Raw genomic sequence first — 12,780 nt, 5'->3', positions numbered from 1 at the left:
AAAAAAGTATTTCAACTATAATGAACACCTACAGCAGCATGGTATGACTCGTCTTAGCGACACCTGACACAGAAAATGCGATACGATCAACCTAACTATTGTTCTATTGGTACACCATCAATATCCATATGCCATTGATGTAACGCTTAAGTAGCTCATTAGCACAACACTGCACCTTTCAATGGTTGCTAAAAACATATTATTTTCAGGATTTAACATGAAACAATTTAAAAAACTGACTACGTTTGGAATAATTTTATCTGTAGCAACAATACTTACTGCTTGCAGTGATGGTGCCCCATCAGAAACAGAGGTACGCAAAGTATTAGAAGATCAAATGAAGGTGGATCTTGGACAGCTAGACAAAGACAACACTGGTATAGGCCAAATGGTCAACAACATGCTGCCAAAATTTAACAATATCTCTTTGCAAGGTTGTGAATCAGGAAGCAATGATATTTATACCTGCAGCGTGGAAGCAACAGTTACAATGTTTGGTCAAGAAAAAACCAGCATGGAAAATATTCGTTTAAAGAAAAACAAAGAAGGTCAATGGCGCCTAGTGCACTGATGGATTTATAAATATATGAAAGGGGCCCTCAGTAAAAGTGCCCCTCTATACAAATATACAAAACTACTGCGCTAATTCAGCAAAAATAGCATTCAGAGCAGATGCTGGATCTTCTGCTTGGGTAATAGGTCGACCAATCACTAAATAGTCAGAGCCGGCCTCAAGCGCCTGACTCGGAGTCAAGATACGTTTTTGATCATCCTGCATACTGCCGACCGGACGAATACCTGGCGTAACTAACTGACCTGATGGCCAATGCCGCTTAAGCATCTGTGCTTCTTTAGCAGAACACACCAAGCCATCTAAACCAGCCTGTTCTGCCAGCCCTGCTAAACGCAGCACCTGTTCTTCAGGACTGATATCTAAACCAATACCAGCCAAATCCTTTTGCTCCATGCTAGTTAGGACAGTCACACCAATCAATAATGGTTTTGGCCCCTCATGCAAATCCAATACTTCACGGCAAGCATGCATCATTTTCAAACCGCCAGAACAGTGCACATTCACCATCCACACCCCTAGCTCAGCTGCAGCCTTCACTGCCATAGCCGTAGTGTTAGGAATATCATGAAACTTAAGATCTAAAAAAACCTCAAAACCCATCGCATGTAAAGCTTTAACCACTTGTGGACCGCTACGGGTAAACAACTCTTTACCAACTTTCAAGCGGCACTGCTTAGGATTTAAACGCTCCGCCAAAGCTAATGCTTGAGCTTCACTGGGGAAATCTAAGGCAACAATAATTGGGCTTTGCATGGTCCACGTCTCATCTCAATAATAACTATTTATATTGTAGCCTTCATTCATACAAAACGCCTTACACAATTTCTTTGCTAGCTTAACCCAGACCCTATTTATAATCTGTACGCTACTGATCAACAGCCACAACCATGAAACGCTAATAACACATAGAAAAAACCTGTAAACTAACCATTAGTCTAAATAAATGGCATTTCAACACAAAATAATGTAACATTATTACTTATAGACTTGTTAGTCAGCCCTTAATATCTATAGTGCTTATAGCATTTGGAGTCATCCCCATGCCCTGGTATATCTGGTTATTAATCGCACTGGTCCTTGGCTCAATCCTTGGTAGCCTGCTTATGTTACGCAGCACCGCTAATAAAATGCCTATTGATGCTGATAAACTGGAAATAATGCGTAAGCGTAATGCCGAACTAGAAGCCCAAGAGCGTGCAAAAGAAAAGGCCGACAAATAAGCATCCTTTACATTTCTGGAGAGTATTATGTCAAGAACAGAAACTGATAGTTTAGGCGCCATTGAAGTTCCTGCCAATGCATACTGGGGCGCACAAACCCAGCGTTCTAAGCAAAACTTTGCCATTGGCTCTCAACCAATGCCCATAAGCGTGATCCATGCTTTAGCTCAAATAAAAAAGGCCGCAGCACGAGTTAACACCCGCCTTGGTGAGCTACCTAAAGATATTGCCGCTTTAATTGAACAAGCCGCAGACGAAGTCATTACGGGTAAGCTCGATGACCACTTCCCCCTAGTGGTTTGGCAAACAGGAAGCGGCACACAAAGCAACATGAACGTCAATGAAGTCATCGCAGGCCGTGCAAATGAAATTGCAGGCCAAGGTATTGGTGGTAAGTCTCCCGTACACCCTAATGACCACGTTAATCGCGCCCAAAGCTCTAATGACTGCTTCCCAACTGCTATGCACATCGCTACCCTGCAAGCCATTGAGCATGATTTATTCCCTGCAGTAAAAATGCTTCGCGACGGCTTAGACAAGCAAGCTAAACGTTATGCAAACTTAGTAAAAACAGGTCGCACCCATATGATGGATGCTACACCTATCACCTTTGGCCAAGAACTCTCAGCCTTTGTTGCACAACTGGATTACGCAACCAAAGCCATTCGCGCCACTTTACCTGCCGTTGGCGAACTGGCTCAAGGGGGTACCGCGGTAGGAACAGGTCTTAATGCCAATGCTAACTTTGCGGAAAATATTGCTCACGAACTGGCATCAGCAACCAAGCTGCGCCTGACCTCTGCATCAAATAAATTTGCTGCTCTGGCCGGCCACGAGCCATTAGTAAGCCTCTCCGGCGCACTCAAAACACTCGCTGTGGCTCTAATGAAAATCGCCAACGACTTACGATTGCTAGGCTCAGGCCCGCGTGCTGGCTTAGCTGAAGTTCTATTGCCTGCAAATGAGCCTGGCAGTTCTATCATGCCTGGTAAAGTCAACCCCACTCAATGTGAAGCACTATCAATGCTAGCCTGCCAGGTAATGGGAAATGACGTGACCGTAAATATGGCAGCAAGCCATGGCCACTTGCAACTTAACGTATTTAAGCCTGTGATCATTCACAACATTCTAGAATCCATTGAACTGATGGCCGATGGATGCCGCAACTTCCAAACACACTGCGTAGAAGGTATGCAGGCTAATGAGCAACAGATGGCTGACCATTTAGAAAATGGTTTAATGCTAGTGACCGCTCTAAATCGCCACATCGGTTATGATAATGCCGCCAAAATTGCCAAAAAAGCCTACGAAGAAAACCTGACACTGCGTGCTGCTGCCATTGAGTTAGGCCTTGTAACTGATGAGCAGTTTAACGAATGGGTACGCCCTGAAGACATGCTACATCCAACTCCTAGCACGCCTAAAGCCCTCAACAAAAACTCCTTTACCCCACGCCGCAGTTGGTCTTAGCCTCTACCCCCGCCCTCGGGCGGGGGTAGTCCCACGGCAGGTAACAACCTAAAATGTGGACATGCTCCACACTATGTCCCAGTGCGCTGTGTTTAAAACATCAAACACCCCGCATATTCTTCTATATAGTAGCAAGTGTTATTTTTAGCAGACCATTCCCAAGTCTAGCTCGAGGCACTTCATTTAATTGTATGCTTATTCAAACAACTAACTTTATACAGTAGCCATCAACTTAAAGCATTAGCCTATAAACTCAGGAATCAAATTCATTTGCAGTAAAACCTGCACACTAAAAACAATTAATGCAAACAGCATCACGAAGTAGACTAACCACATTCCGCCTTGCACACGATAGCCATATGGTTCAGTAAACTTCTGTCGCGCAGCCTTGACCAACAGTGCAGGAACCAATACTGCCCAAATAGCAGCCATCAACCCCACATAACCCATCACTTTGACAAACCCTGTAGGAAAGAACAAACACGCTAACAGCGGCGGAAAATAAGTCACGCTTGCAGTTTTTAATCGACCCAGAGGTGTATCAGTAAAAGTAAAAAGGTCACGCAAATAGTCAAACAGCCCCAACGTCACCCCTAAAAAAGAGCTCGCAATAGCCATAAATGCAAAGGCATTAAGAAAACGAGCCACAGCATCTGTGGTTACATACTGACCTAATGCTGCCAATAAAGCAGTGACATCTCCCCCCTCTGCAATCACAGGGGCAAACTCACCCCTCGGCAAGTTACCCTGCACCGCAAGCTGCCAGAGCAAATACACACCTAGCGCCAGCAGCGATCCCCACAAAATACTGCGCGCAACCGGCTTAGATTCTTTATTGTAATAACTAACTAAGCTAGGAACGTTGCCATGAAACCCAAAGGAAGCCAGACATACAGGCAGAGCTGCCCAAACATAACGCCAATAATGTTGTGACTCATGCGTAGATCTGTCAAATAAAACTTCCAGTGTAACACTGTGCAATAAAGAGCCATTAGAAAGAAAAAAACTAATTAGCATACCGCTAATTAACACAGTCGAAAAATGCCCTACCAGTTTTGTTGAACTCCATATGGGTATAGCTAAAACCAATAAAAACACAACCGATGAGAACTCTCGAGAAATAGCCAATGGCCGCCCACTAACCCACTCCGTCACTGTGAGCAAACTACTCTGTGTCAGCCCACCGCCAACAAAGATATAAGCATAGGTGAGCGAATACAATACAAAAGCTACAGACAAGCCAGTTAATGCACTCCACCGAGGCCCAAGCAACCCCCGTACAACCGTATGAAAACTGGCGCCTTGAGGAAAGTGCAAAGTTGCTTCAAGCAGCATCAACCCAGATAAGTACATGCACCACCAAACATAAAACAAGGTCAGCACCGAGCCCACAAACCACACACCAGAAGTAGCCGTTGGGTTAGCTAGCATACCAGCACCAATAGCAGTACCAGCAATAATCATCATGCCGCCTAAACGGGTTGGATTCTGCTTCGTTAAAATTATGCTCATACAAGCTCTTGCTTAATATAAATAAAGAAAAACCGCTAAAACTGATAGTTCTAGCGGCTTAAGTCAGAACCTACTGCGAAGTAAACTGATGAAAAATACGCACATCGCCTACATAGGTTAAAGTCTTAGCTTTCTGTTCCAAGCGCTGTGCTTTCTCTTGTGCTTGTGCATCATTAACCAACAGCGGCCGCACAAGGTCGATATGCACCTTCCCGCTGAGATAATGCAAGGTCACTGAACTGCAATCCGCAGCATCGACATCACCATCCCATACTCGACGCAGATCGGCCAACACTTCGCGCCTAAAAGGTAAGTCAACACAGAGCACCTCGAGCGAGTCATCTTCAGGATCAATATGAATTAAAGCGTTACTGATATTTTTATCCGACTCAATTAGCTTAAGACGCACATACTCTGCAATCTTATGCCCTTCAGAAACACTTAAGCGCTCATCCACCTCGATATGTACATCAATCAAATAATTTCCACCCATACGACGGCTACGCAGCATGTGTTGGCTCTGTACCCCTTCAATATTTTCAATGATCCGCTCAATAGCTGCAGCCGTTTTCGGCTCCATACCTGTGTCAATCAATTCACGGATAGCATGCCACGTTTGATCCCAACCAATCTTACCAATCATAAAAGCCACACCTAAGGCGGCTAAAGCATCCAAATATGGCATGCCCATCAAGCTACCAGCAACGCCCACCAACACTACAATCGAAGAAATAGCGTCGGAACGATGATGCCACGCGTTGGCTTTAAGCAAATTGGACTTCACTTTATAAGCAACGCGCACGGTATATTGGTATAGCGCCTCATTGGCCAAAATTGAAATGACCGCAATCAGCAAAACGATAGGCGTAGGCTGCAATAAAGTGTCTGGGTTAATTAAGCGCTGTCCAGAATCATAGATAATACCAATAGCCGTCAGTATTAAAATGATCCCCAATCCAACAGTGAAAGCTGTTTCAATACGTGCATGCCCATAAGGGTGCTCTTTATCGGCCGGCTGATTACTGTACTTAGCAGCAAACCACACCATTAAATCGGTGCTTAAATCCGCCAAAGAATGCATCCCGTCGGCAATTAAAGCATGGGACTGACCAACCACCCCAAAAATTATTTTAACTATGGTCAACGCCAAGTTGACGATAGCACCAACTACACTCGTCTTGCGCATTGCTTGATCGCGAGCCTGTGCAAGCTGCTGAGCATCCATTAAACATTCTCCATACAAGCAAACCCTTTAACATCAGGTCTTTCATGTGATTTTGGCAATGAACCGGTTTTTGAGCAACGAGTTAATCAAAACATAAACTCTCAACTCATTACATTACGCACTTTACCACAGGCTAGCTACGGACTCGCCTCATCTCAATCATGCCTCTTTAGCGCCCATTTGTGCTATATTCGGCGCATCTTTATATAGGTATTTTCATGCAAGCCGTTAAACCCTTATACGACTACCCAAAATACTGGGCTGAGTGCTTTGGTCCAGCAACTTTCCTACCGACTTCTCGTGAAGAAATGGACCAGCTCGGCTGGGACTCGTGCGATGTCATCATTGTTACTGGTGACGCCTACGTCGACCACCCTTCATTTGGCATGGCTGTGATTGGCCGAGTATTAGAAGCCCAAGGATTTCGCGTCGGCATTATCAGCCAGCCGAATTGGCGTGACAAAGAAGATTTTATGCAGTTAGGTGAGCCTAACCTTTTCTTTGGCGTTGCTGCAGGCAATATGGACTCCATGATCAACCGCTATACAGCCGACCGTAAAATACGTTCCGATGATGCCTATACTGCAGGCGGTCAAGCAGGTAGCCGCCCCGATCGCGCCAGTTTAGTCTACAGCCAGCGTTGCAAAGAAGCCTTTAGTCATGTACCTGTAGTACTCGGCGGGATTGAAGCATCACTGCGCCGTATTGCACATTATGACTATTGGCAAGACAGTGTGCGTCGCTCCATATTAATGGACGCCACTGCAGATATTCTACTGTACGGTAATGCTGAGCGCGCTATTGTTGAAGTAGCCTTACGCCTGTCCCGCGGTGAGTCAGTTGACACTATAGATGATGTGCGCGGCACCGCCTTTATTCGGCGCAACACACCCGAAGGTTGGTTTGAGCTGGATTCCACCCGGATTGATCGTCCAGGCCGTATTGATCGCATCATTAACCCTTATGTCAACACGCAAGACACTGAAGCTTGTGCTATTGAACAACAAGCCAATGAACAAATAGCCGGCATCCAAACGCAAACAAGCGCACAAGTTATACAACTGATTGATCACCCTCACCTCACTCGTGAGCGCACTGTGATTCGCATCCCCTCGTTTGAGAAGGTGCGTAACGATCCTGTACTTTATGCGCACGCCAACCGCGTTCTGCACTTAGAAACCAATCCTGGTAACGCCCGAGCTTTAGTCCAGCGCCACGGCACTATGGATATCTGGCTGAATCCCCCACCGATCCCATTGACTACAGAAGAAATGGATTATGTGTTCGGCCTACCTTATGCACGTGTCCCTCACCCCAAGTATGGCAATGCCAAAATCCCAGCGTATGAAACTATCCGCTTCTCGGTCAATATCATGCGTGGTTGCTTTGGCGGCTGTACGTTCTGCTCAATTACCGAGCACGAGGGACGCATCATCCAAAATCGTTCCCACGAGTCAATTTTGCAAGAAATTGAACAAATGCGTGATAAAGTGCCAGGCTTTACTGGTGTGGTATCGGACCTCGGTGGTCCCACTGCAAACATGTATCGCTTAGCTTGTAAGAGTAAAGAAATCGAAGAAGTGTGTCGTAAACCTTCTTGTGTCTTCCCCGGTATTTGTCCTAACCTTAATACCGACCACTCATCTTTGATTGAACTGTACCGTAAAGCTCGCGATCTACCTGGAGTAAAAAAGGTACTCATTGCTTCGGGCTTACGTTATGACCTTGCCGTGGAATCACCCGAATATGTGCGCGAGCTTGTAACTCACCACGTGGGTGGTTACTTAAAGATCGCGCCAGAACATACCGAACAAGGCCCACTCGAACACATGATGAAGCCAGGCATTGGCAGTTATGAACGCTTTCGCAAGATGTTTGAGCAATACTCCAAGGAGGCAGGTAAAGAGCAGTACCTGATCCCCTATTTTATTGCTGCACACCCTGGAACTACTGACCAAGATATGCTGAACCTCTCGCTATGGCTGAAAAAGAACAACTTCCGCGCAGACCAAGTTCAGGCCTTCTACCCTTCACCTATGGCGACTGCAACAGCCATGTATCACTCAGGCAAAAACCCACTGCGTAAAGTCACCTATAAAAGCCCCGCTACTGAAATTGTAAAAAGCGAAGAGCAGCGCCGTCTGCATAAAGCATTCTTGCGCTACCATGACCCAAAATCTTGGCCACTGATTCGCGAAGCCCTGCTGCGCATGGGACGTGGTGATCTAATTGGCTATGGTAAAAACAAATTAGTTCCTGAACATCAGCCACAAACCGATAGTTATCGCGCAGCTCGCCGTAAAAACTCTACTCCAGCGAAGAGCAAAAAAATACAACCTATGTTGAGTCAGCATACCGGTATCCCTCCACGCGCCACTGCGGACAAACCTAGTTGGCACAAGCGTGAACAAGCAAAAGCAGCGGCGGAAGCCAAGCTGCGTGCTGAACGCCGACAAAAACCTGCAAACAAAGGCAGCAAAGGCCGCCCTCCGGCCAAGCCACGTTAGCCATCAATTGGCACAGGTTTTCTATACAGGTCTGCATAAATTGACATTCTCCCGCCCTAATGGGCGGGCTTGTCGCGCACTCTGATCACAACTAAAATACTAAAAACTCATCTAAACCCATTCCAGCATCGCTAAATTGACATCCTCCCCGACCTAAAGGACCGGAATTCCTACTGCTAGACGACCATGCCCGGCCGCGAGAATGTTACGTGCCGCGTTAATATTGCGATCGTGGGTAACACCACACCCACTGCACTTCCATTCTCTTTATTCCAAGCCCTGCGATACCTTTCGGCCTCGATTCGGAACCTATACTGCAAAGACTTTAGCAGTCTGTTAAGGGGCTGCTTACGCAGCCCTCGCTATCCATCCTCGCACTAAAAGTACGAAGTCTTACGCGATTTTGATAAAATTTTATGGACAACGTTGAAATATAGCTTGCCCTTAAAACCCCCTCTGGATACATTTAACTGGCTACGCTCGCTAAAATATCGAAAGCCCTTAAGCGGTCTGCATGCTCGTAAACATCACAGGTAAAAATCAACTCATCAGCTTGAGTACGCTGTAATAAACTTGATATCTTCTGTTGTACGGTATCAGGGCCGCCAATAACAGCCATACCTAAAAAGTCATGCACAGCTTGTTCTTCATAAGGCTGCCAGAGACCATCCATACTCTCAACCGGTGGGCGCATCAACATATTTTGGCCACGTATTAACGCTAAAATACGTTGGTAAGTCGTCGTTGCTAAAAATTCAGCCCGTGTATCACTTTCTGCGGCCACCAAAGGGATACCTAGCATGACATAAGGTTTATCTAATACTGCAGAAGGTTTAAAGTTGCGACGATAAACCTCAATAGCTTGCATCATCATGCGCGGAGCGAAATGTGAAGCGAAAGAATAAGGCAAACCTTTTTCTGCTGCTAGCTGAGCACTAAATAAGCTCGAACCCAACAACCATAAGGGTACTTGGCTATTAACGCCGGGCATGGCAATCACTTTCTGCCCCTCCCTTCGAGCTCCTAAATACCTCTCAAGCTCAGCTAGGTCTGATGGAAAATCTTCAGCGCTACCAATGCGTCCTTTGCGCAAAGCTCGCGCCGTCACAGAGTCAGTCCCGGGGGCACGCCCAAGCCCCAAATCTATTCGTCCGGGATACAGGGCTTCTAAGGTACCAAACTGCTCTGCAATCACTAAGGGTGCATGATTCGGCAGCATCACACCACCAGCACCCACACGTATCCGCTCTGTACCTGAAGCCAAATAACCAATTAACACGGCAGTAGCTGAGCTGACAATAGCATCCATATTGTGATGTTCAGCTACCCAAAAACGGGTAAAGCCTAACTGTTCTACGTGTTGCGCTAAAGCCAAGGAGCGCTTTAGTGCTGGTGCGGGCCCATTATCTACATCTTTACGTGAAGCCAAATCCAACACAGAAAAGGCCACCCCATACTGCGCACTCATACCTTCGCCTCACTTATCAAAACTAAAATCACAGTGATCTACCAGCATCACATAAAGACTGGGGGAGTGCTACTATGAGCACCTTATTTCACAATCCAATATTTACATCATGCAAAAAGCGTATCTAGCCGACCAATCTTTATCACGTGCCTTATTTAGCATGACCTGGCCAATGCTCTTTGGTGTCGTCGCCTTAATGAGTTTTCAACTTGTCGATAGTGTGTATATCAGCATGCTAGGTACTCAGCCTTTAGCCGCCCTTGGTTTCACGCTGCCATTGCAACAGCTCTTAATTGGAGTTCAGATTGGTATTGGTATCGCTGCAACAGCTCTCATTTCACGCGCCCTAGGTGCTAATAAAGCTGAAAACGCAAAGCTACTGGGCGGCTTAGTGGTGTTAGCGGGTTGCTGTCTCTCACTCATACTCTGCGTTTTAATTGGATTACTGCGCATCCCTATTCTAAACGCAATGGGTGCAAATGCTGAGTTACTACCTTTCACACAAAGCTATTGGTTACCTTGGTTAACCAGTGCTTGGCTAGCTGCTTTCTTATACTTTGCTAACAGCATTTCACGCGCCAACGGTGACACCCGTTTACCTGGATTAATGATGGTAGCTACTAGTATCATTAATATGCTGCTCGATCCCCTATTTATCTTTACCTTCAATTGGGGCTTACCTGGCGCAGCGTACGCAACAATCGTATCGTGCTCAATAGGAGCGGGAATTATGTACTCACGCATCCTCAGACGTCGCTGGCTGGCATTTAATCCAAGAAAATTACCTATCCTTCCAGCATTAAGCCAGATCGGACAAATCAGCGCCCCAGCAATGCTCAGTCAACTGATGCCTGGTACTGCGGCATTAATTGCTACACGCATTGTTGCAAGCTTTGGCGGAGCAGCTATTGCTGCTTGGACCTTGGGCAGTCGCTTAGAAATGTTCTCCCTTGTGATTGTCTTAGCTTTAACCATGGCTTTACCCCCCATGGTAGGCCGCTTATTTGGTGCGCAACAATTAAAGCAAGTACACAGTTTAGTGCGCATTGCCGTACGTTTTGTGATTGGATTACAGATTATCATTGCTTTATTCTGGATGGCTAGCCGCAGCCTGATTGCTCCAGCCCTAGCACCAGACAATACAGCTGAAACCTACTTAATAAGCTATATGCTTTGGGTGCCTATCAGTTATGCTGCTCTAGGCGTATGTATGCTGATGGTTTCTGTGTGTAACGCACTAGGAATGCCCATGCGTGCTGTCTGGATTTCAACATGCAGGTTATTCGTTTGCTACTTACCCGCATTATGGTTTGGTGCTTGGTTGGCTGATATGAATGGCTTATACATAGGAGTATTAGCCGGCAACTTAGCTGCCGGCTTAATTTCTTGGCAGTTCTACACCGTAGGCATGCAATATCTACGACGGCTCTCTACTCAATAAACGCATACAAAAAACATTATCGTGAAATTACCTTTCCAATCAAGAAGCTCGATTCGCTTATCGAAACAAAGTTCTATCTCGATGCAAAACTAATCAAATTGCAGCTAGACCACGTTGTAAATCCGCTTGTATATCTGCAACATCTTCTAAGCCTACGGCTACCCTGATTAAGCCATCATGAATCCCTGCTTGCTCTCGTTCTTCAGGCTTTAAGCGACCATGAGTCGTTGTCCCTGGATGAGTAATGGTTGTTTTGGTATCTCCAAGATTAGCAGTAATAGAAATCATTCGAGTTGCATCAATAAAGCGCCACGCCCCCTCTTGCCCACCCTCAACCTCAAAGCTTACCACTGCGCCAAAAGCACTTTGCTGCTGTTTAGCTAATTCATGTTGAGGGTGACTGACCAAACCAGCATAATAAACCTTCTTAACTTGCGGCTGCTCCTCAAGCCACTCAGCTAATTGCTGGGCACTTTCGCAGTGAGCATTCATACGCAGACGTAACGTTTCTAATCCTTTAAGGAATACCCATGCATTAAATGGACTCATCGTAGGACCTGCCGTACGCAAAAAACCCACAACCTCGCTCATCAATTCAGCGCTGCCCAATACAGCACCGCCTAGGCAACGCCCTTGACCATCAATGTATTTAGTAGCTGAATGAATCACAATATCTGCACCTAACATCAACGGCTTTTGTAAAACAGGGGTGCAAAAACAGTTATCCACCATTAACAACGCGCCAGCTGTATGGGCAATATCACTCAAAGCACGAATATCTGCTAGTTCTGCCAGCGGGTTCGATGGCGACTCAATAAAAAATAATTTAGTTTTTTCAGTACAAGCTGCTTTCCATGCCGCAAGATCATCAATCTGTACATAGGTGATTTTAATACCAAAACGCACACAATATTTATCAAACAAGCTGACAGTAGCACCAAAGATACTACGGGAAACCAGAATTTCATCGCCCATACTGCACAAGCTCATCACCGTCGCCAAAATCGCCGACATGCCTGAAGCAGTCGCTACACACTTCTCCGCCCCTTCCAGTGATGCTAAACGCTCTTCAAAGGTACGCACGGTAGGGTTAGTATAGCGCGAGTAAACATTACCTACACGCTCTCCAGCAAAACTAGCAGCCGCATCTGCCGCACTACGGAACACATAACTGGATGTGGTGTAAATCGCCTCACTGTGCTCAGACTCAAAACTACGATACTGACCTGCTCGCACAGCCAGAGTATCAAAACCTGCTTCGCTAAGTTCGCTATTGAGTCGACCTGCCTGCCAATCCGTCGTCATGACTTGCACACCTTATACACTTAAAAGAGTAGACAAGTGCAGCCCATAAAGCTGCACC

Annotated in this window: 10 protein-coding genes and 1 pseudogene; 5 read left to right on the top strand and 6 right to left on the bottom strand. The window is 46.0% G+C overall.

Annotated elements, in window-relative coordinates:
- Nucleotides 1-217: 217 nt before the first annotated feature.
- Nucleotides 218-571 carry a hypothetical protein gene (locus tag TOI97_RS04640; protein WP_321552953.1) on the top strand — a complete coding sequence of 118 codons (354 nt, stop codon included), beginning with the start codon at nt 218-220 and terminating at the stop codon, nt 569-571.
- Between the two features lie 63 nt (nt 572-634).
- Here TOI97_RS04640 and pyrF read toward each other — a convergent pair whose 3' ends face one another.
- A complete protein-coding gene (pyrF, locus tag TOI97_RS04635; RefSeq protein ID WP_321552952.1) occupies nt 635-1,327 on the bottom strand; it encodes an orotidine-5'-phosphate decarboxylase in 693 nt (230 codons plus the stop codon).
- A gap of 287 nt (nt 1,328-1,614) precedes the next feature.
- On the opposite strand from pyrF, the gene TOI97_RS04630 reads away from it, so the two are divergent.
- Together TOI97_RS04630 and TOI97_RS04625 are read left to right on the top strand one after the other, a co-directional pair.
- Nucleotides 1,615-1,794, top strand: a complete 180-nt coding sequence (locus TOI97_RS04630; protein ID WP_321552951.1) for a DUF2897 family protein — start codon at nt 1,615-1,617, stop codon at nt 1,792-1,794.
- A gap of 27 nt (nt 1,795-1,821) precedes the next feature.
- Nucleotides 1,822-3,264 carry a class II fumarate hydratase gene (locus tag TOI97_RS04625; RefSeq protein ID WP_321552950.1) on the top strand — a complete coding sequence of 481 codons (1,443 nt, stop codon included), beginning with the start codon at nt 1,822-1,824 and terminating at the stop codon, nt 3,262-3,264.
- Nucleotides 3,265-3,504: 240 nt separating this feature from the next.
- Here the strand turns inward: TOI97_RS04625 and TOI97_RS04620 are convergent, their stop codons facing one another.
- Nucleotides 3,505-4,776, bottom strand: a complete 1,272-nt coding sequence (locus TOI97_RS04620) for an amino acid permease (protein WP_321552949.1) — start codon at nt 4,774-4,776, stop codon at nt 3,505-3,507.
- A 70-nt stretch (nt 4,777-4,846) separates the two neighbouring features.
- Nucleotides 4,847-6,001, bottom strand: coding sequence for a cation diffusion facilitator family transporter (locus TOI97_RS04615; RefSeq protein ID WP_321552948.1), 1,155 nt, complete (start codon nt 5,999-6,001; stop codon nt 4,847-4,849).
- A gap of 218 nt (nt 6,002-6,219) precedes the next feature.
- On the opposite strand from TOI97_RS04615, the gene TOI97_RS04610 reads away from it, so the two are divergent.
- Nucleotides 6,220-8,508, top strand: a complete 2,289-nt coding sequence (locus TOI97_RS04610) for a YgiQ family radical SAM protein (protein WP_321552947.1) — start codon at nt 6,220-6,222, stop codon at nt 8,506-8,508.
- 153 nt (nt 8,509-8,661) lie between these two features.
- Here TOI97_RS04610 and TOI97_RS04605 read toward each other — a convergent pair.
- Both TOI97_RS04605 and TOI97_RS04600 read right to left on the bottom strand, forming a co-directional pair.
- A pseudogene (locus TOI97_RS04605) lies at nt 8,662-8,745 on the bottom strand (hypothetical protein); the annotation flags it as partial.
- A 229-nt stretch (nt 8,746-8,974) separates the two neighbouring features.
- Entirely contained in the window at nt 8,975-9,976 is a 1,002-nt protein-coding gene (locus TOI97_RS04600) for an LLM class flavin-dependent oxidoreductase (protein WP_321552946.1), read from the bottom strand.
- A gap of 109 nt (nt 9,977-10,085) precedes the next feature.
- Between TOI97_RS04600 and TOI97_RS04595 the strand changes: the two genes are divergently transcribed.
- The gene (locus TOI97_RS04595) at nt 10,086-11,417 is read left to right on the top strand and encodes an MATE family efflux transporter (RefSeq protein WP_321552945.1); all 1,332 of its coding nucleotides are present in this window, start codon (nt 10,086-10,088) and stop codon (nt 11,415-11,417) included.
- A 93-nt stretch (nt 11,418-11,510) separates the two neighbouring features.
- Here the strand turns inward: TOI97_RS04595 and TOI97_RS04590 are convergent, their stop codons facing one another.
- A complete protein-coding gene (locus TOI97_RS04590) occupies nt 11,511-12,722 on the bottom strand; it encodes an O-succinylhomoserine sulfhydrylase (protein ID WP_321552944.1) in 1,212 nt (403 codons plus the stop codon).
- Nucleotides 12,723-12,780 lie beyond the last annotated feature (58 nt).

Origin of the sequence: Denitrificimonas halotolerans, from assembly GCF_034259425.1 — a bacterium.
In the GTDB taxonomy this organism is placed as follows: domain Bacteria; phylum Pseudomonadota; class Gammaproteobacteria; order Pseudomonadales; family Pseudomonadaceae; genus Denitrificimonas; species Denitrificimonas halotolerans.
This window is presented reverse-complemented; position numbering and strand designations above follow the sequence as displayed.